The sequence below is a fragment of the Pseudomonas sp. Irchel s3a12 genome, assembly GCF_900187485.1.
Classification (GTDB): Bacteria; Pseudomonadota; Gammaproteobacteria; order Pseudomonadales; family Pseudomonadaceae; genus Aquipseudomonas; species Aquipseudomonas neuropathica.
On the sequence record NZ_FYDN01000007.1, the window covers coordinates 254629 to 272933 of the forward strand.

At 61.4% G+C, this 18305-nt stretch carries 18 protein-coding genes; 9 read left to right on the forward strand and 9 right to left on the reverse strand.

Translation table 11 applies throughout. The features are described 5' to 3' along the window. Position 1: 1 nt before the first annotated feature. From nusB to nrdR, 6 genes are all read right to left on the reverse strand, one after another. Positions 2 to 502: a transcription antitermination factor NusB gene (gene nusB / locus CKW14_RS14240; RefSeq protein ID WP_034153728.1), complete on the reverse strand. Its 501-nt coding sequence runs from the start codon at positions 500 to 502 to the stop codon at positions 2 to 4. Continuing rightward, the gene (gene ribE / locus CKW14_RS14245) at positions 499 to 975 is read right to left on the reverse strand and encodes a 6,7-dimethyl-8-ribityllumazine synthase (RefSeq protein ID WP_003228649.1); all 477 of its coding nucleotides are present in this window, start codon (positions 973 to 975) and stop codon (positions 499 to 501) included. The genes nusB and ribE overlap by 4 nt, the downstream gene beginning before the upstream one ends. A gap of 91 nt (positions 976 to 1066) precedes the next feature. Continuing rightward, positions 1067 to 2158 carry a bifunctional 3,4-dihydroxy-2-butanone-4-phosphate synthase/GTP cyclohydrolase II gene (gene ribBA, locus CKW14_RS14250; protein ID WP_039761895.1) on the reverse strand — a complete coding sequence of 364 codons (1092 nt, stop codon included), beginning with the start codon at positions 2156 to 2158 and terminating at the stop codon, positions 1067 to 1069. Between the two features lie 16 nt (positions 2159 to 2174). Next, positions 2175 to 2837 carry a riboflavin synthase gene (locus CKW14_RS14255; protein ID WP_095125513.1) on the reverse strand — a complete coding sequence of 221 codons (663 nt, stop codon included), beginning with the start codon at positions 2835 to 2837 and terminating at the stop codon, positions 2175 to 2177. 47 nt (positions 2838 to 2884) lie between these two features. Next, entirely contained in the window at positions 2885 to 4018 is a 1134-nt protein-coding gene (gene ribD / locus CKW14_RS14260) for a bifunctional diaminohydroxyphosphoribosylaminopyrimidine deaminase/5-amino-6-(5-phosphoribosylamino)uracil reductase RibD (protein WP_095125514.1), read from the reverse strand. Further along, complete coding sequence (gene nrdR / locus CKW14_RS14265; RefSeq protein ID WP_007910946.1) at positions 4015 to 4479, reverse strand: transcriptional regulator NrdR; 465 nt, start codon at positions 4477 to 4479, stop codon at positions 4015 to 4017. Before nrdR ends, ribD begins: the two co-directional genes overlap by 4 nt. 128 nt (positions 4480 to 4607) lie before the next feature. On the opposite strand from nrdR, the gene CKW14_RS14270 reads away from it, so the two are divergent. The 3 genes from CKW14_RS14270 (at position 4608) to trxA (ending at position 6754) form a co-directional block, all read left to right on the forward strand. After that, positions 4608 to 5072 carry a YbaY family lipoprotein gene (locus tag CKW14_RS14270; protein ID WP_095048847.1) on the forward strand — a complete coding sequence of 155 codons (465 nt, stop codon included), beginning with the start codon at positions 4608 to 4610 and terminating at the stop codon, positions 5070 to 5072. After that, positions 5069 to 5734: a methyltransferase gene (locus CKW14_RS14275; RefSeq protein ID WP_095125515.1), complete on the forward strand. Its 666-nt coding sequence runs from the start codon at positions 5069 to 5071 to the stop codon at positions 5732 to 5734. The genes CKW14_RS14270 and CKW14_RS14275 overlap by 4 nt, the downstream gene beginning before the upstream one ends. 147 nt (positions 5735 to 5881) lie before the next feature. Further along, the gene (trxA, locus tag CKW14_RS14280) at positions 5882 to 6754 is read left to right on the forward strand and encodes a thioredoxin (protein WP_095125516.1); all 873 of its coding nucleotides are present in this window, start codon (positions 5882 to 5884) and stop codon (positions 6752 to 6754) included. Between the two features lie 88 nt (positions 6755 to 6842). Here trxA and CKW14_RS14285 read toward each other — a convergent pair whose 3' ends face one another. Then, positions 6843 to 7202, reverse strand: a complete 360-nt coding sequence (locus CKW14_RS14285; protein WP_095048817.1) for a hypothetical protein — start codon at positions 7200 to 7202, stop codon at positions 6843 to 6845. Between the two features lie 135 nt (positions 7203 to 7337). Between CKW14_RS14285 and CKW14_RS14290 the strand changes: the two genes are divergently transcribed. From CKW14_RS14290 to CKW14_RS14310, 5 genes are all read left to right on the forward strand, one after another. Then, positions 7338 to 7937 carry a DUF2796 domain-containing protein gene (locus tag CKW14_RS14290; protein ID WP_095125517.1) on the forward strand — a complete coding sequence of 200 codons (600 nt, stop codon included), beginning with the start codon at positions 7338 to 7340 and terminating at the stop codon, positions 7935 to 7937. A 136-nt stretch (positions 7938 to 8073) separates the two neighbouring features. Next, positions 8074 to 8784 carry an ABC transporter ATP-binding protein gene (locus CKW14_RS14295; RefSeq protein WP_095125518.1) on the forward strand — a complete coding sequence of 237 codons (711 nt, stop codon included), beginning with the start codon at positions 8074 to 8076 and terminating at the stop codon, positions 8782 to 8784. Position 8785: 1 nt separating this feature from the next. Then, complete coding sequence (locus tag CKW14_RS14300) at positions 8786 to 10051, forward strand: ABC transporter permease (protein WP_095125519.1); 1266 nt, start codon at positions 8786 to 8788, stop codon at positions 10049 to 10051. 11 nt (positions 10052 to 10062) lie between these two features. Continuing rightward, the gene (locus tag CKW14_RS14305) at positions 10063 to 10581 is read left to right on the forward strand and encodes a DUF3299 domain-containing protein (protein ID WP_095125531.1); all 519 of its coding nucleotides are present in this window, start codon (positions 10063 to 10065) and stop codon (positions 10579 to 10581) included. 249 nt (positions 10582 to 10830) lie between these two features. Next, on the forward strand, positions 10831 to 11529 hold the full coding sequence (locus CKW14_RS14310; RefSeq protein ID WP_007910962.1) for an OmpW family protein: 699 nt from the start codon (positions 10831 to 10833) through the stop codon (positions 11527 to 11529). Between the two features lie 363 nt (positions 11530 to 11892). On the opposite strand, the gene CKW14_RS14315 is transcribed toward CKW14_RS14310, so the two are convergent. Both CKW14_RS14315 and CKW14_RS14320 read right to left on the reverse strand, forming a co-directional pair. Next, positions 11893 to 12825 carry an NAD-dependent epimerase/dehydratase family protein gene (locus tag CKW14_RS14315; protein ID WP_095125520.1) on the reverse strand — a complete coding sequence of 311 codons (933 nt, stop codon included), beginning with the start codon at positions 12823 to 12825 and terminating at the stop codon, positions 11893 to 11895. Next, the gene (locus tag CKW14_RS14320; protein ID WP_095048822.1) at positions 12818 to 13702 is read right to left on the reverse strand and encodes a sugar nucleotide-binding protein; all 885 of its coding nucleotides are present in this window, start codon (positions 13700 to 13702) and stop codon (positions 12818 to 12820) included. Before CKW14_RS14320 ends, CKW14_RS14315 begins: the two co-directional genes overlap by 8 nt. Before the next feature lie 278 nt (positions 13703 to 13980). On the opposite strand from CKW14_RS14320, the gene CKW14_RS14325 reads away from it, so the two are divergent. Further along, positions 13981 to 18267: a DEAD/DEAH box helicase gene (locus CKW14_RS14325; protein WP_095125521.1), complete on the forward strand. Its 4287-nt coding sequence runs from the start codon at positions 13981 to 13983 to the stop codon at positions 18265 to 18267. Positions 18268 to 18305 lie beyond the last annotated feature (38 nt).

Genomic DNA, 18305 nt, shown 5'->3' on the forward strand with positions numbered 1-18305 from the left:
TTCAGCGCTTGAACGCCTTCACTTCAGCTTCACGCAGGCGCGGAGCCAGCTTGTCGAGCACACCGTTGACGAACTTGTGACCGTCGGTCGAACCGTAGACTTTCGCCAGTTCGATCCCTTCGTTGATCACAACGCGGTACGGCACGTCGACGCGCTTGAGCAGTTCCCAGGTCGACAGGCGCAGTACACACAGTTCAACCGGGTCGAGCTCTTCGATGGTCAGGTCCAGGCACGGCGCCAGCGCAGTGTCGATCTCGGTCAGACTGGCCGGAACACCGTGCAGGATGTCGTGAAAGTAGCTGGCATCGGCGAAGGTGAAATCGTTATCGACGCGGAACTGCGCTTCGATTTCGTTCAGCGAAGTACTGGCCATGTGGCGCTGGTACAACGCTTGAGTCGCCAACTGACGGGCAGCGCGGCGCTTTTCACTTTTCGAAGGCTTGCCGGCGTCGGTTGGACGCGGCTCGCGCGGGTTGAAACGATCGCTTTCGTCGCTAATCACTTGGCCTCCAACTGTGCCAGCAGGCTGACCATTTCCAGAGCGGACAGGGCAGCTTCGGCACCTTTGTTACCGGCCTTGGTGCCGGAACGTTCGATGGCTTGCTCGATGGAATCAACGGTCAGGACGCCGAAGGCAACCGGAACGCCGAACTCCATGGACACCTGGGCCAGACCCTTGGTGCACTCGCCTGCCACGTATTCGAAGTGCGGAGTACCGCCACGAATGACCGCGCCGAGGGCGATGATGGCTGCGAATTCACCTTTCTGGGCGACTTTCTGCGCAACCAGCGGGATTTCGAAGGCGCCAGGTGCGCGGATGATGGTGATGTCGCTTTCGCTCACGCCGTGGCGAACCAGGGCATCAACTGCACCGCTGACCAGGCTTTCAACGACGAAGCTGTTGAAGCGGCCCACTACCAAAGCGTAGCGGCCTTTAGGGGCGATGAAGGTACCTTCGATGGTCTTCAGGGTCATTCGTCAGTTCTCTTAAAGAGCCGGGACGCGTCTGCTACGCGTCCCTCAGTGATTTATTTGCCGCGAATCGGAGATCGGAAACAACCGGTCATTATTCGGAGGGCACGTATTCTACAACTTCCAGATCGAAACCGGATATCGCATTAAATTTCATTGGCGCAGACATCAAACGCATTTTGCGCACACCGAGGTCACGCAGGATCTGCGAACCGGCACCGACGATGCTGTAAGTGGTCGGTTTTTTCGGCGCTGCCTGCTCACCCGTTTCACGGATATGTGCCAGCAGCACATCGCCATCGAGCGGGTGACCAAGCAACAACACGACACCGCTGCCAGCCTCGGCGACCGCAGCCATGGCGGCGCGCAGGCTCCAGCGGCCCGGTTGTTTGACCATCAGCAGGTCGCGCAGCGGATCCATGTTGTGCACCCGAACCAGGGTCGGCTCTTCGGCGCAAACAGTGCCCAGCGTAAGGGCCATGTGCACATCGCCTTCCACCGAATCACGATAGGTCACCAGGTTGAATTGGCCCAGTTCGCTGTCCAGTGGCTGCTCGGCAATCCGCTGAACGGTACGTTCATGGATCATCCGGTAGTGAATCAGGTCGGCGATGGTGCCGATCTTGATGTTGTGCTCAGCAGCGAACGCTTCCAGTTCAGCGCGACGGGACATGGTGCCGTCGTCGTTCATCACTTCGCAGATCACGCCACTTGGCTCGAAACCGGCCATGCGCGCGAGGTCGCAAGCCGCTTCGGTGTGGCCGGCGCGAGCGAGGGTGCCGCCAGCCTGGGCCATCAGCGGGAAAATATGACCCGGGCTGACGATGTCTTCAGCCTTGGCGTCTTTGGCGGCAGCCGCTTGCACGGTGCGCGCACGGTCGGCGGCGGAAATGCCAGTGGTTACGCCTTCGGCGGCTTCGATCGACACGGTGAACTTGGTGCCGAAACCGGAACCGTTGCGCGGCGCCATCAGCGGCAGCTTCAACAGTTCGCAGCGCTCGCGGCTCATCGGCATGCAGATCAGACCACGGGCGTGCTTGGCCATGAAGTTGATGTGCTCGGCCTGGCAGCATTCGGCAGCCATGATCAGGTCGCCTTCGTTCTCGCGGTCTTCGTCATCCATGAGGATGACCATCTTGCCTTGGCGGATGTCTTCAACCAGTTCTTCGATGCTATTGAGCGCCACAAGGCACCCCCTTCAGTCAGGATTTGAGGTAGCCGTTGGCGGCCAGAAATCTTTCGGTGATGCCACCAGCGCTCGGCTCTGCGGCCTTGTCGCCGAGGAGCAGACGCTCCAGATACCGCGCCAGCAAGTCAACTTCCAGATTCACCCGGCGACCTGGCTTGTACGACGCCATGATGGTTTCGCTCAGGGTGTGCGGAATGATCGTCAGCATGAATTCGGCGCCATCGACGGCGTTCACGGTCAGGCTGGTGCCGTCGACAGTGATCGAGCCTTTATGGGCGATGTACTTGGCCAGTTCCTTCGGCGCGCGAATGCGAAATTCCACGGCGCGGGCATTGTCGCTGCGCGAGACGATTTCGCCGACACCGTCGACGTGGCCGCTGACCAGGTGCCCGCCGAGACGGGTGGTCGGGGTCAGGGCTTTTTCCAGATTGACCGGGCTGCCGCTTTTCAGGTCGTTCATGGCGGTGCAGTCCAGCGTTTCACGGCTGACGTCGGCGGCGAAGCCGTCGCCCGGCAGCTCAACGGCGGTCAGGCAGACGCCGTTGACCGCGATGCTGTCGCCGAGTTTGACGTCGCTCAGGTCGAGCTTGCCGGTGGCGACGTGGACCCGCACATCACCGCCCTTTGGGGTCAATGCGCGGATACTGCCGATGGATTCGATGATGCCGGTAAACATGGGGTTCTCCTTGAGAACTGGGCCAGCGCTAACGCGATGGCCGGGAATTATACGCTCGCCGAAAGGACAGGGATGGCAGTGACTCGCCAGTCATCGCCCACCGCGCGAATTTCAGTGATTTTCAGCTCCGGCGCATCCTTCATATAAGCCAGCGGCCAGTCCAGCAGCGGACGCGCCGTGGAGCCGAGGAACTTGCCGGCGATGAAGATCACGAATTCGTCGACCAGACCGAGTTGAGCAAAAGCTCCTGCCAGACGCGGGCCGGCTTCGACCAGCACCTCGTTGACGTCACGCTTGGCCAGTTCAATCAGCAATTGATGCAGATCGACCTGACCGTCATCACCCGGCACGATCAGACACTCGGGGCCATGCGCGTATTGCTCTTCGATCGCGACACAGGTGGCGACCAATGCCGGGCCAGCCTTGAAGAACGGTGCATCCAGCGGCACCCGCAGGCGCCCGTCGATCAGCACGCGCAGCGGCGGTCGGCTCATGGCCAGCGCGGTTTGCTCGGCATCCAGACCCAACTCGTCGGCGCGCACGGTCAAACGCGCGCCATCGGCCAGCACGGTGTCGGCGCCGGTCAGGACCACGGCGGCCTGAGCACGCAGACGCTGGACGGCTGAACGCGCGGCCGGGCTGGTGATCCATTGGCTCTCGCCGCTTTCCATCGCCGTGCGACCGTCGAGGCTCATGGCCAACTTGACCCGCACGAACGGCAAGCCGTGTTCCATGCGTTTCAGAAAACCTTGGTTGAGCTTGCGCGCTTCGGCTTCGAGCACACCGCTTTCAGTGGCGATGCCGGCATCGGCCAGACGCTGCAAACCACGCCCAGCCACTTGTGGATTCGGATCACGCATCGCTGCGACCACGCGGCCTACGCCAGCATTCACCAGCGCATCGGCACACGGCGGCGTGCGGCCATGGTGGCTGCACGGTTCGAGAGTTACATAAGCAGTCGCGCCCCGGGCCAGCTCACCGGCGGCGCGCAGGGCATGGACTTCGGCGTGCGGTTCGCCGGCACGTTCATGCCAGCCTTCGCCGACGATCTGGCCGTCACGCACCACCACGCAACCGACCCGAGGATTGGGGTGCGTGGTGTAGTGACCTTTGCGCGCCAGTTCCAGCGCGCGCGCCATGAAGTGAGCGTCGAGGATGGCCTGCTCGCCGGCGCTGGTCATTCTTTCACCGGTTCGCGGGCGAGGCGGTCGATTTCTTCGCGGAATTCATTGAGGTCCTGGAAGCGTTTGTACACCGACGCGAAACGGATGTAGGCGACTTCATCAAGCTTTTGCAACTCAGCCATCACCAGTTCGCCGACCACGAGGGATTTGACCTCGCGCTCGCCGGTGGCGCGCAGCTTGTGCTTGATGTGAACCAGGGAGGATTCGAGGCGCTCGACGCTCACCGGACGTTTCTCCAGGGCGCGTTGCATCCCGGCGCGGAGTTTTTCTTCGTCGAACGGTTGGCGGCTGCCGTCGGTTTTGATCAGGCGCGGCAACACCAGTTCGGCCGTCTCGAACGTCGTGAAACGCTCGCCGCAGGCCAGGCATTCACGCCGGCGGCGCACCTGTTCGCCCTCGGCGACCAGACGCGAGTCGATGACCTTGGTGTCGTTGGCACCGCAGAAGGGACAGTGCATGGTGGCTGGCAACAAAAAAAGGGAGGGCCATGGTAGCGCATCCCGGTGGCAAGACAAGCCATAGGCTTTGCGGTATACAGAACGACATGATCGTTTGATCCATGGATTTCATTTTGCTGGAGCATCCAATGCCGTTACGTCCGCTCGTTTTGCTCAGTCTTTTCAGCCTGCTGGTGGCCTGTGGCAGCGATGCACCCAAGCCCCAGCCGCCAACACCGGGACCTGCCCCGCAGCAAGCGCAGAAAAAAGCCAAAGAGGCTGCCGAACTTGGCCCGCTGCCGGCTTATCAACGGGAATTGAGCGGCACCCTGCAAGGCGTGCCGGCCGGCGCCGAAGTCGAACTGGCGCTGCTGGTGATCGACGAAAAGGATCGCCCGCAACAATTGCTCGCCAGTTCCAGCCTGATCGGCAACAACCAGATCCTGCCGTTCCGCCTGCGCTTCAACCCGGACGCGTTCCCGGCCGGTGCGCGGGTTGAGTTGCGTGGCCGCGCCAGCCAGTCCGGTCAGTTGATTCTGCATCTGCCGTCGCAAACCATCAGCCAGCCGACCTCCCAGGCGCTGGGCCAACTGCAATTTGTCAAAGCACCATGAATGCACCGCTCGACCTGCAACAGGCGTTAGGTGAATTGCTCGGCGACGCCAGACTCAAGGTCTGTGCGTTGCCGGACACTGATTTGCAGCTATGGCTGATCGATGGCGACAACATGGATCGCCAATTCAGCCAGGAAGAAATTCAGCGAATTTTGCATGAGCCACCGTATTGGGGTTTCTGCTGGGCCAGCGGTCTGGCGGTGGCGCGTTATCTGACGGAATTTCCCGAGTGGGTGCGCGGCAAGCGTGTGCTGGATTTCGGCGCAGGTTCCGGGATTGCCGGGATTGCGGCGGTGAAGGCCGGCGCGTTGGAAGTCGTGGCGTGCGATCTGGATCCGCTGGCGATTTCCGCGTGTCGGGCGAATGCCACGCTGAATGGCGTAGGGATGAATTACTCGACGGATTTCTTTGCCGAGGCGGATCGGTTTGATCTGATTCTGGTGGCGGATGTGTTGTATGACCGGGCCAATCTGCCGTTGCTCGATGCGTTTTTGAGCCGTGGCCGCGAGGCGCTGGTGGCGGATTCGCGGGTTCGGGATTTTCGCCATCCGTTGTATCAGCGGATTGAAATGCTTGAGGCGATGACGTTGCCGGATCTGGCGGAGCCTGAGGAATTTCGGCATGTCAGCCTGTACCACGCGCGGCGTGATTGGAATCGTTAAAAGATCGCAGCCTTCGGCAGCTCCTACAGTGATCGGCTTTGTCGTCTATATTGCGGGCGGACGCTGAACCTGTAGGAGCTGCCGAAGGCTGCGATCTTTTGCGCCACCGCTTATAGTGCGTTCATTAACGCTTTGACGAGATCCCCCATGAGTCAGCAAACGCCATACATCTTCGACGCCACGACGGCCGATTTCGACCAGTCGGTGATCGAGGCTTCCTTCAACAAACCGGTGCTGGTGGATTTCTGGGCCGAATGGTGTGCGCCATGCAAGGCGCTGATGCCGATGCTGCAAGGCATTGCCGAGAGCTATCAGGGCGAATTGCTGCTGGCCAAGGTCAACTGCGACATCGAGCAGGACATCGTCGCCCGCTTCGGTATTCGCAGCCTGCCGACCGTGGTGCTGTTCAAGGACGGCCAACCGGTCGACGGTTTTGCCGGTGCACAACCGGAATCCGCCGTGCGCGCCCTGCTTGAGCCGCATGTGCAGATGCCGCCACCGGCCGAAGCCGATCCGTTCGAGCAGGCTCAAGCGTTGTTCGATGACGGCCGTTACGCCGATGCCGAAGCGGCACTGGTGGTGATGCTCACTGAGGACAACACAAACGCCAAGGCACTGATCCTCTACGCGCGTTGCCTGACTGAGCGCGGCGAACTGGATGAAGCGCAAACCGTGCTGGATGCGGTCAAGAGTGATGAGCACAAGGCTGCACTGGCCGGAGCCAAGGCACAGATCAAATTCCTTGGCCTGGCGCGTGATCTGCCGGATGCCGCCGATCTGAAAGCGCGCCTGGCGAAAGATCCGCAGGACGATGAGGCGGCGTATCAACTGGCGATCCAGCAACTGGCGCGTCAGCAGTACGAAGCGGCGCTGGATGCTTTGCTCAAGCTGTTCGTCCGCAACCGCAACTATGGCGAAGGTCTGCCGCACAAGACCTTACTGCAAGTGTTCGAGCTGCTGGGCAATGATCATCCGTTGGTGACGATGTACCGCCGCAAGATGTTTGCTGCACTTTATTAAGATCAAAAGATCGCAGTCTGCGGCAGCTCCTACATTGGGATCGTCTACACCCTTGTAGGAGATGCCGCTGGCTGCGATCTTTTGCGGTTCACTCGATCCAGCTGTAGAGCGGCGTATCCCCGCCGCTCACCACTTTCACGTCCGCACTGTGGCGCAGGCGCACCAGCAAGCGTTTGCCCAACGCCGCGCTGCCGGTCAGCCCTTCCAGTTGATCAAGCAGATCCGGCCCGCTGAGCTGCCCGGCCTTGCGCAACAGATCCTTGGCCAGTTGCCACAAGGCATCGTCCTGATTCAGCGGTTTCGCCGCCGGGGCGGACGCGACCGCCTCAGATTGAGCTACCGGCGCCTGCCCATTCAGTGCCGAACCGAGCTTCGCCCAGTCGCCGTCATCCAGTTCCACCGTCAAGTCCACCGGCACATCGCCGACGGTTCCGCGTATCCGCAACATTGAGTTCGCTCCCGCACTTTTCTGACGTGCATGCTCCCACGGGACTTGTGCAACGCCAAGCGCACGGGCAAACTCTGCGCACTTTCGTTATAAGATTACATAACAAACTCTTCACTTTACTTCCCGGAGACCGCCATGCGTCGTCTGCTGCTCGCTTTGCCGTTTGCCCTGTTGCCGCTGGCCATCGCCCATGCTGCCGATGAGCATGACCACGATCACGACCATGAACACGGCAGCCTCGGCGCGCATGAACATGGCGTTGGTCGCCTGAATGCTGCACTCGATGGCCAGACCCTGGAGCTTGAGCTGGAAAGCCCGGCGATGAACCTCGTTGGTTTCGAACACGTTGCGACCACGGACGCCGACAAGGCCAAAGTCGCTGCAGCCCGTGCGCAACTGGAAAAGCCGCTGACCCTGTTCAGCCTGCCCACTGCTGCCGGTTGCAAAGTGGTCAGTCAGGAACTGGAAAGCCCGTTGTTCGGCGACAAGCCGGATGCCGATGACCATGACGACGATGAAGCGGACAAGGATGGTCACGAGCATCACCACGACCACAGCGAAATCCACGCGCATTACCAATTCAACTGCGCCACACCGGGTGCGTTGAAGACGCTGGATCTGGCTAATGTCTTCAATACCTTCCCGGCGACGCAGAAAATTCAGGTACAACTGATCAGCGCCAGCGGCCAGCAAGGTACCGAAGTGACGGCCAAGGCTGCCTCGCTGAAATTCTGATAACACCGAAAATCCCCTGTAGGAGCTGTCGAGTGAAACGAGGCTGCGATCTTTTGATTGTAAAAAACCAAGATCAAAAGATCGCAGCCTCCGGCAGCTCATACAGGGGTCCGTGTACAACCATGAAACTGGTGCCATGACCCAAGCACTCATCGAACTGTCCGACCTGGGCTTCAACTGGCCCGGTCATCCGCCGCTGCTGGACATTCCGGGGTTTCGTCTGGAAGCCGGCGAAACCCTGTTCCTCAAAGGCCCCAGCGGCAGCGGCAAGACCACCCTGCTCGGCCTGCTCGGTGGCGTGCAGAAGCCCGGTCGCGGCAGCATTCGCCTGCTCGGCCAGGAACTCACCGAACTCTCCGCCGGCGCTCGCGATACCTTCCGTGTCGACCACACCGGCTACATCTTCCAGCAATTCAACCTGCTGCCGTTTCTCTCGGTACGCGAAAACGTCGAGCTGCCGTGTCACTTTTCCAAGCTGCGCGCGCAACGGGCGAAACAGCGCCACGGCAGCGTCGATCAAGCCGCCGCCACCCTGCTCGCCCACCTCGGTTTAAAGGATGAAAGCATCCTCAGCCGTCGCGCCGATTCGCTGTCGATCGGCCAACAGCAGCGGGTCGCTGCCGCGCGTGCCTTGATCGGTCAGCCTGAGCTGGTGATCGCCGACGAACCGACCTCGGCGCTGGATTACGACGCCCGGGAAAACTTCATCCGCCTGCTGTTCGCCGAATGCCGCGAGGCCGGATCGAGTCTGCTGTTCGTCAGCCACGACCAGAGCCTGGCGCCGCTGTTCGACCGTCACCTGTCCCTGGCCGAACTCAATCGCGCCGCCACGTCTGCCGAGGTCTGAGATGTATCTGTTTCGTCTGGCCATGGCCAGCCTGGCCAACCGCCGCTTCACCGCTTTGCTCACGGCTTTTGCCATCGCCCTCTCGGTGTGTCTGTTGCTCGCCGTTGAGCGGGTGCGCACCGAGGCCAAAGCCAGTTTCGCCAGTACTATCAGCGGCACCGACCTCATCGTTGGTGCCCGTTCCGGCTCGGTGAACCTGTTGCTGTACTCGGTGTTCCGCATCGGCAACGCCACCAACAACATCCGCTGGGACAGCTTCGAACACTTCGCCAGCAACCCGAAAGTGAAGTGGGCGATCCCGATGTCCCTCGGCGACTCCCATCGTGGCTACCGAGTGATGGGCACTACCGAAGCCTACTTCGAGCATTACCAGTACGGTCGCCAGCAGCATCTGCAACTGGCGGACGGTCGTGCGTTTGCCAGCGATCCTTTTGAAGTGGTGCTCGGTGCGGAAGTGGCCGATGCGCTGCATTACAAGCTCGGTGACAAACTGGTGCTGGCCCACGGCGTGGCCGCGATCAGTCTGGTCAAGCACGACGACAAACCGTTCACTGTGGTCGGCATTCTCAAGCGCACCGGCACCCCGGTCGATCGCACGCTGCACATCAGCCTCGGCGGCATGGAGGCGATTCATATCGACTGGCACAACGGCGTGCCGGCGCGAGGTAATGGCCGAATAACCGCCGATCAGGCACGCAACATGGACCTGACGCCGCAAGCGATCACCGCATTCATGCTCGGCCTCAACAGCAAGATTTCCACCTTCGCCCTGCAACGCGAGATCAACGAATTCCGTGGCGAACCGATGCTGGCGATTCTGCCGGGTGTAGCCTTGCAGGAGTTGTGGAGCCTGATGAGCACCGCTGAAAAAGCGCTGTTCGTGGTCTCGTTGTTTGTGGTGTTGACCGGGTTGATCGGCATGCTCACGGCGATTCTCACCAGCCTCAACGAACGGCGCCGCGAGATGGCGATTCTGCGTTCGGTCGGGGCGCGACCGTGGCACATCGCGAGTCTGCTGGTGCTGGAAGCGTTTGCTCTGGCGCTGACCGGGGTGATTGCCGGCGTGGCATTGTTGTACATCGGCATCGCCGCCGCCCAGGGTTACGTGCAGGCCAATTACGGTCTGTACCTGCCGCTGGCGTGGCCGAGCGAGTATGAATGGACGCTGCTCGGTGGCATTCTGGCAGCCGCGCTGCTGATGGGCAGCGTGCCGGCCTGGCGCGCTTATCGCCAATCCTTGGCCGATGGCCTGTCGATCCGTTTATGAGGATGTTCACCATGCCCCGCGCTGTACTCGCGCTGCTGTTGCTGATCGCCCTGCCCGTGTGGGCAGCGGCGCCGAAAGACCTGACGTGGTCGGAAATGATTCCGCCGGACGCCGCGCCGGAAGTGCCGAACATGACCCCGCTGCACGACATGTCGAAGATGAGTGATGCGCTGTCCGCCGAGTCCGCGCCAGCGGCCAAGCAGGACCTGCCGAACGCGCCGGTGGTGAAGTCCCTCGACGGTCAGAACATTCGTTTGCCGGGTTATATCGTGCCGCTGGAAGTCAATGAAGAAGGACGCACCACGGACTTTTTGCTGGTGCCGTATTTCGGCGCCTGCATCCACGTGCCGCCCCCGCCGTCGAACCAGATTGTGCATGTGAAAAGCGAGTTGGGCGTGAAGCTTGATGAGCTGTATCAGCCGTATTGGGTGGAGGGACCGTTGCAGGTCAAGGCGTCGAGCAGCGAACTGGCGGATGCCGGGTATCAGATGGATGCCGACAAGATTTATGTGTATGAACTGCCGGAGTGAATCCCGGTAGTTTTGTGCTGTTTGCAAGGGCCCCATCGCTGGCAAGCCAGCTCCCACAGTGATTGAGTCGCTCACAAATTTTGTGATCAACAACAAAACCTGTGGGAGCTGGCTTGCCAGCGATGGGGCCCTCAAAGGTTCCACAGAAACCCGCCCCTTCACTGTTTCATTGAGCTGAGTCAAAAGACCGTATCAGTTGGCTTCGTACCATAGGACATCAGACATTTCTAACGTCCTTTCGGAGCCCCCATGAACAAGTCCTTGCTCAGCGCCTCGCTGTTTGCCCTTGCGCTCGCAGCCCCGCTCGCCCACGCCCACGAAGCCGGTGACATCCTCATCCGCGCCGGTGCGATCACCGTCAACCCGAAAGCCGACAGCTCCAGCGTCAAGGTTGATCAGGGTCCGCTGAGCGGCACCAATCTGGGCGGCAAGGCGACCATGAGCAGCGACACTCAATTGGGTCTGAACTTCGCTTACATGCTTACCGATCACGTCGGCCTCGAGTTGCTCGCGGCCACGCCGTTCGAGCATGACGTCAAACTCAAGGGTACTGCCCTGCCAGCGGCCAACGGCAAGCTCGGCACCCTGAAACACCTGCCGCCGACCCTCAGCGTCGTCTACTACCCGCTGGATTCGAAGTCGCCGTTCCAGCCGTATGTCGGTGGCGGTATCAACTACACCTGGATCTATGACGAACACGTCGGCAGCGAAGCCAGCGCCAACGGTTTCAGCAACTTCAAGGCGAAAAACTCCTGGGGTCTGGCCTGGCAGGTCGGCGCAGACTACATGCTGACCGACAACATCATGCTCAACGCCCAAGTGCGTTACATCGACATCGATACTCGCGCCACCGTCGAGAACAACGCCGTTGCGCCGGGCACTCGCGCACGGGTCAACGTCGATGTCGATCCGTTCATCTACATGGTTGGCTTGGGCTATAAGTTCTAAGTCGAGTTTCGAACGTTCACGTGGTGGTGAATGAGGCTTGGTGGCGAGCAGGCATAGAACTGACGGCGACCGTATGCAGTTGATCGGGGGATAACATCCCCTTGCCACAGGAGTAGCGACATATTCCGGCCGTGAAAAAGGCGCCTGTCAAAGGGCGCCTTTTTCATGTCCGCTGGAAACCTGTGGCGTGAGTTGGATCTCCCCCCTCACCCCAGCCCTCTCCCTCAGGGAGAGGGGGAGAGGGAGCCGATTTGTGTGCTTTTCAAATCCGAGTTCGACTCGATATTTCAGGTCGATGTATCTCGTCCAAACACCTCGGTCAGTCCCCTCTCCCTCTGGGAGAGGGCTAGGGTGAGGGGCTTTTCAGGAGCGACCGAGCAACCGCGCCAAACCCACACTCATCGGCGTCTGCTGCGGCAGCTTGAAGCGCTCCAGCAAGCGAGCATTGTTCGCCCGCGAATGCCGAATGTCGCCGGAACGCGCCGGCCCATAACTGATGGGCGGCAATTCACCGACCACCGCTTGCAGGGCCTCAAGCATCTGCTTAAGGCTCATCGCCTGATTCCAGCCGACGTTCACCGGGCCGACGTCCACCTCAGGCTTTTCGATCCCCTGCACCAGCAGATCGACCAAATCTTCGACATAGAGGAAATCACGCGTCTGCTCACCATCACCGAAAACAGTAATCGGCAGACCTTTCTGCGCGCGTTCGCTGAAGATGCTGATCACCCCGGAGTACGGCGAGGACGGATCCTGGCGCGGGCCGAAGATGTTGAAGAAGCGAAAAATCACCGGCTCCAGGCCATGCTGGCGGCGATAGAAATCGAAATAATGTTCGCCCGCCAGTTTGTCCGAGGCGTAAGGCGTCAGCGGCGCTTTGGGCGTGTCTTCATCTATCGACTCACCCTCACCGTTGTTGCCGTACACCGCCGCGCTGGAGGCGTACAACACGCGCTTGACCCCGGCCAGACGCATGGCTTCGCAGACATTCAGCGTGCCGATGAAGTTGCTCTGGTGAGTTTTCACCGGATCGTCCACCGAGGCCTGCACCGACGCCACGGCCGCCAGGTGAGCGACTGCGCTGCAGCCTTGCATGGCTCTGGCCACCAGCGTCGCATCGGCGACATCGCCGACAATCAGCTCAACCTGCGGATTATCCAGCGGCAGGTTGCTGCGCTTGCCGGTCGACAGATCGTCGAGAATGCGCACCGAATGCCCCTTGGCAAGCAAGGCGTCGGTCAGGTGCGAGCCAATGAAGCCGGCTCCGCCGGTGATTAAAACAGTCCCTTCAGCCATGACGGTAGAACCTATCCAGTAAGCCCGGGAGTGCGGCGCGCCAGGCGCGCGGTTTAATCCCGAAAGTGTGCAGAATTTTCTTGCAGGCCAGCACCGCGTGTTGCGGCTCTTCGGCAGCGTCCGGTCGCGCGGCGTGAGCCTGGGCGGTTGGTGCTTCGATCGCTAGGGCGTGCAGGCTGCGCGCTTCGGTCAGAATCGCCTGACCCAGCGCCAGCGGTGTGGTCGCTTCGTGGCCGGCGTAGTGGTAAGTGCCCCACAGTGGCGCGGCGCAATCGAGTTGCTTGAGCACGGAAATAATCACCCGTGCGGCGTCATCGACCGGCGTCGGGTTACCCCGGCGATCATCGGCCAGGAGCAATTCTTCTGGCTGCTCGGCACGAGCGAGGAAGCGCCCGAGGGTGCCCTCCGGGCTGTCGTCGAGCAACCAGCCAAATCGTAGCAAAACGTGTTGCGGGCAAGTGGCGCGCACACTTTGTTCAATTCGCCACAACGCCTGACCGCGCAGGCCCAATGGTACCGGTTCGTCTTTTTCGCTGTACGCCGTGGCCCGCGAACCATCGAACACCCGATAACTGGAGGGCTGCACGAGGACGATGTTGTGGTGCTGGCACAGTTCGGCCAGACGCTCGATCGCACGTTCCTGCCCGGCCATGCGGCTTTCGCTGACGGTTTCGGCCTGGAACCAGTCGAAATAGTAGGCGAGGTTGATCAATGCATCGGGACGGGTGTCGTCGAGCAATTGGGTCAGGCTCGCGGCATCCCAGCCGTTTTCGGGCGGGCGGGGGGCGAGGAAACCGATGTCTTCCTCTGCACCGAGGCGAATCAGCGCCTGCCCAAGGGCATTTCCGCCGCCCAGTAACATAAGGCGCATTCGCATAGAGTCAGCAGGCCCAGTCTGATTGGAACGATGGCTTTAGCGACGGTTCTTGTGAAACCGTCGTCGATAATTGCCGGAATCGTTGCATTTTGCGGGTTTAGTGCGCAACCGTCATCCGTAAAGTGTACATCCCGGATATTTGTAGCGCTTCGACTGGCGCCATCGCGAGCAGGCTCACTCCTACAATTGAAATGCATTCCCCTGTAGGAGTGAGCCTGCTCGCGATGAGGCCCGAACGGTACTTGCATCTTCACACCCGCGCCCGCATAACTTAAGCCATGAATCTGCCCATCCCCACGGACGCGGCCCTGGCAGGCTTTCACCCCGCCGTCAGTGCCTGGTTCAGCAACACATTCGCGACGGTCACCGCCGCCCAGGCCCGCGCATGGCCGTTGATCCGCCAGCGCCGTTCGACGCTGATCGCCGCGCCCACCGGCTCCGGCAAAACCCTCACTGCGTTTCTGGCCGTGCTCGACGACCTCGTCCACCGAGGCCTGGAAGATCCCGACGGCCTGCCCGACGAAACCCTGGTGGTCTACGTCTCGCCACTGAAGGCGCTTTCCAACGACATTCGCATCAACCTGCAAAACCCATTGGCGGGGATCACCGAACACCTGCGGCAGATGAATCTGCCTGGGCTGGCAATCACCACCGCCGTGCGCACTGGCGACACCCCGCAAAAAGAACGCGCGGCCATGCGCAAGACCGCGCCGCACATTCTGGTGACCACCCCGGAATCGCTCTACGTGCTGCTCGGTTCGGAATCGGGACGAAAAATGCTCGGCACCACGCGCACGGTGATCATCGATGAAATCCACGCGATGGCCGCCGGCAAACGCGGCAGTCATCTGGCCCTGAGCCTTGAGCGACTGCAGGCGTTATGCAGCGAACCGCTGACCCGCGTAGGCCTGTCCGCCACGCAGAAACCGGTGGAAGCCGTGGCGCAATTTCTCGTCGGCCACGACCGTCCCTGCGAAATTATTGACATTGGCCACGCCCGGCCACGGGATCTGGGTATTGAGGTGCCGCCAGTGCCCTTGTCGGCCGTCATGGCCAATGATGTCTGGGAACGGGTCTACGACCGGCTCGCAGAACTTGCGCGCGTGCACCGCACCACGCTGATTTTCGTCAACACCCGGCGCCTGGCCGAACGCCTGAGCCGGCACCTCAGCGAACGCCTGGGCAAACACGCCGTAGCCGCGCATCACGGCAGTCTGGCGAAGGAGTTTCGCCTGGACGCCGAACAACGACTCAAGCGCGGCGAACTGCAGGTATTGATCGCTACCGCCTCGCTGGAACTGGGCATCGATATCGGCGAAGTCGATCTGGTCTGCCAGATTGCCTCACCGCGCTCTATCGCCGGTTTTCTGCAACGTGTTGGCCGCTCCGGGCACCAGGTGGGCGGCACACCCAAGGGTCGATTGTTCGCCACCACCCGCGACGACTTGATCGAATGCACCGCCCTGCTCGACTGCGTGCGCCGAGGCGAACTCGACACCCTGCACATCCCGGTCGCGCCGCTGGATGTTTTAGCGCAGCAGATCATCGCCGAAGTCAGTTGTCAGGAATGGCCGGAGGACGCCTTGCTGGCGATGTTCCGCCGCGCCTCGCCCTACCGCGATCTCGACGAAAGACACTATCAGGCCCTGCTGAGCATGCTCGCCGAAGGCTACAACGGTCGCCAGGGCATCCGCAGCGCCTACCTGCACCGCGACGCCGTCAGCCGCACCTTGCGTGGCCGTCGCGGTTCACAACTGACCGCCGTGACCAGCGGCGGCACCATTCCCGATAACGCCGACTACAGCGTCATGCTCGAGCCGCAAGGCCTGAACATCGGCAGCGTCAACGAAGACTTCGCAGTGGAAAGTATTGCCGGCGACGTGTTCCAGCTCGGCAACACCTCCTATCGCATCCTGCGCGTGGAAACCGGCAAGGTCCGCGTTGAGGATGCCCACGGCCAGCCGCCGACCATTCCGTTCTGGCTCGGCGAAGCGCCGGGGCGCAGCGATGAATTGTCATCGGCTGTCGCACGTCTGCAAGCACAGCTCGATGAACTGCTCAGCGACAGCCCCGGCAATCTGCAACCGGCACTCGACTGGCTGACTCAGACCCTCGGCCTCAACCTCGCCAGCGCCGAGCAACTGGTCGAATACCTGGCCCGCGCCCGCCAAACCCTCGGCGCCCTGCCCTCGCAAGACACGCTGCTGATGGAGCGTTTTTTCGACGAGTCCGGCGGCACGCAATTGATCATCCACTCACCGTTCGGCAGTCGCATCAACCGCGCCTGGGGCCTGGCCCTGCGCAAGCGCTTCTGCCGCACCTTCAACTTCGAATTGCAGGCCGCAGCCAGCGAAGACGCGATCGTCCTGTCGCTGTCCACCAGCCACAGCTTTGAACTCGATGACGTCTGGCGTTACCTGCACAGCAACAGCGCCGAGCACATCCTTATTCAAGCCGTACTCGATGCGCCGCTGTTCGGCGTGCGCTGGCGCTGGAATGCCGGGGTGGCACTGGCATTGCCGCGTTTTACCGGCGGGCGCAAAGTCGCGCCACAGTTGCAGCGGATGAAAAGCGAAGACCTGATCGCCAGCATATTTCCCGACCAAATCGCCTGTCTGGAAAACCTCGCCGGCGAACGGGAAATTCCCGAGCATCCACTGATCGAGCAAACCCTCGACGATTGCCTGCATGAAGCGATGGACAGCGAAGGCTGGTTGAATTTGCTGCGGCGCATGGAGCGTGGCGACGTGCGCTTGATCAGCCGCGACTTGCCGGCGCCCTCGCCGCTCGCCGCAGAAATTCTCAGTGCGCGGCCGTACACCTTTCTCGACGATGCACCGCTGGAAGAACGTCGCACCCAAGCGGTGATCAACCGGCGCTGGAGCGATCCGCAATCGACCGATGATCTCGGCGCGCTGGATGCGGACGCCATAAACGCTGTGCGCGCAGAAGCCTGGCCGACGCCGAACGCTGTGGATGAAATGCATGAGGCGCTGATGAGCCTGGCGTGCATCAGCGATGAGGAAGTGCAAACGAACGAAGGCTGGCGTGCATGGCTGGAAAATCTGGCCAGCAGTGGTCGCGCCTGCCGTCTACAGATCGATGCCGAGCATGGCTTGTGGCTGGCCCGCGAACGCCTGACGTGTCTGCAAGCGCTTTATCCACAGGCCAAATTGCAAGCCGAACTGGAGGCGTTGCCGGGATTCGATGAGGCGTGGACGTTCGATGAAGCGCTGGTCGAAGTGATCCGCGCGCGCCTCGGTGCCTTCGGACCGCTGCCATTATCCGCGATTGCCGAACCGCTCGCGTTGCAGGCCACTGAAGTCCATCAAGCCCTCGCCCAACTGGAGCGCGAAGGTTACGTGCTGCGCGGCCAATTCACGCCGGGATTGGAAGTAGAAGAATGGTGCGAACGGCATCTGCTCGCGCGCATTCATCGCTACACGGTCAAGCGCCTGCGCCGGGAAATCGAACCGGTAGCTCTGCAGGATTTCATGCGGTTTCTGTTCGACTGGCAGCATCTCTCGCCTTCTACTCGCGGTCAGGGTAGAGCCGTGTTGCCGGCGATTATCGGCCAGTTCGAAGGCTACGCGGCGGCGGCTTCGGCGTGGGACAGCGATATCCTCCCGGCGCGATTAAAAGACTATTCGCCAAGTTGGCTGGATGAGCTGTGCCGCAACGGCAAACTGGTGTGGACGCGCCTCAGTGCCCGGCAAAAAATCAGCGGTACGGCGTTGCGCAGCACGCCTATCGTGCTGCTGCCGCGCAGTCAGGTCGGCCTGTGGAGTGCGCTGGCCGAACAGACGCCGGTGAGCGAACTTTCGCCGAAAACCCAGAAGGTTTTTGAAGCCTTGAGCCAGCACGGCGCGCTATTTTTCGATGAGCTGATTCATGAAGCGCACCTGTTGCGCACCGAGCTGGAAATCGCCTTGCAGGAACTGGTCGGCGCCGGCCTGGTGAACGCCGACAGCTTCGCCGGCCTACGCGCGCTGATCACCCCGGCGAGCAAGCGCCAGCAGCGCAGCAGTCGGCGTGGGCGCGGGGCGTTTATCGGTGGGATGGATGATGCCGGGCGCTGGGCCTTGCTGCGGCGCGGGGCGGCTGTGGATAACAGCGAGACGCTGGAACATGTCGCGATGACGTTGTTGCGCCGCTATGGCGTGGTGTTCTGGCGCTTGCTGGAGCGCGAGGCGGACTGGTTGCCGAGTTGGCGCGAATTGCTGCGCACGTTTCATCGACTGGAAGCGCGCGGCGAGATTCGCGGTGGACGGTTTGTCAGTGGTCTGGCGGGGGAGCAGTTTGCCTTGCCTGAGGCGATTCCATTATTGCGCGAAGTACGGCGGCGGCCGCATGACGGTAGTCTGGTCGCGGTGTGCGGGGTGGACCCGCTGAATCTGGCCGGGACGTTGTTGCCGGGGGTGAAAGTGCCAGCACTGGTGAGTAATCGGTTGGTCTATCGCGATGGTTTGCCGGCGGCGGCGGAGATTGCCGGCAAGCAGCAGTTCTGGCTGGAGCTGGATCAGATCGGCATGGAGCAGGTGCGCGGCAAGCTGATCCGGCATTGAGGTTGGCGGGTCTGGCGCCATCGCGAGCAGGCTCACTC

What these genes read in the sequence shown, in the direction of transcription:
- ribE (WP_003228649.1), bottom strand. Translation starts at nt 975, where the DNA reads ATGACCCTGAAGACCATCGAAGGTACCTTCATCGCCCCTAAAGGCCGC.
- CKW14_RS14255 (WP_095125513.1), bottom strand. Translation starts at nt 2,837, where the DNA reads ATGTTTACCGGCATCATCGAATCCATCGGCAGTATCCGCGCATTGACC.
- ribD (WP_095125514.1), bottom strand. Translation starts at nt 4,018, where the DNA reads ATGACCAGCGCCGGCGAGCAGGCCATCCTCGACGCTCACTTCATGGCG.
- nrdR (WP_007910946.1), bottom strand. Translation starts at nt 4,479, where the DNA reads ATGCACTGTCCCTTCTGCGGTGCCAACGACACCAAGGTCATCGACTCG.
- CKW14_RS14270 (WP_095048847.1), top strand. Translation starts at nt 4,608, where the DNA reads ATGCCGTTACGTCCGCTCGTTTTGCTCAGTCTTTTCAGCCTGCTGGTG.
- CKW14_RS14275 (WP_095125515.1), top strand. Translation starts at nt 5,069, where the DNA reads ATGAATGCACCGCTCGACCTGCAACAGGCGTTAGGTGAATTGCTCGGC.
- trxA (WP_095125516.1), top strand. Translation starts at nt 5,882, where the DNA reads ATGAGTCAGCAAACGCCATACATCTTCGACGCCACGACGGCCGATTTC.
- CKW14_RS14285 (WP_095048817.1), bottom strand. Translation starts at nt 7,202, where the DNA reads ATGTTGCGGATACGCGGAACCGTCGGCGATGTGCCGGTGGACTTGACG.
- CKW14_RS14290 (WP_095125517.1), top strand. Translation starts at nt 7,338, where the DNA reads ATGCGTCGTCTGCTGCTCGCTTTGCCGTTTGCCCTGTTGCCGCTGGCC.
- CKW14_RS14295 (WP_095125518.1), top strand. Translation starts at nt 8,074, where the DNA reads ATGACCCAAGCACTCATCGAACTGTCCGACCTGGGCTTCAACTGGCCC.
- CKW14_RS14300 (WP_095125519.1), top strand. Translation starts at nt 8,786, where the DNA reads ATGTATCTGTTTCGTCTGGCCATGGCCAGCCTGGCCAACCGCCGCTTC.
- CKW14_RS14305 (WP_095125531.1), top strand. Translation starts at nt 10,063, where the DNA reads ATGCCCCGCGCTGTACTCGCGCTGCTGTTGCTGATCGCCCTGCCCGTG.
- CKW14_RS14310 (WP_007910962.1), top strand. Translation starts at nt 10,831, where the DNA reads ATGAACAAGTCCTTGCTCAGCGCCTCGCTGTTTGCCCTTGCGCTCGCA.
- CKW14_RS14315 (WP_095125520.1), bottom strand. Translation starts at nt 12,825, where the DNA reads ATGGCTGAAGGGACTGTTTTAATCACCGGCGGAGCCGGCTTCATTGGC.
- CKW14_RS14320 (WP_095048822.1), bottom strand. Translation starts at nt 13,702, where the DNA reads ATGCGAATGCGCCTTATGTTACTGGGCGGCGGAAATGCCCTTGGGCAG.
- CKW14_RS14325 (WP_095125521.1), top strand. Translation starts at nt 13,981, where the DNA reads ATGAATCTGCCCATCCCCACGGACGCGGCCCTGGCAGGCTTTCACCCC.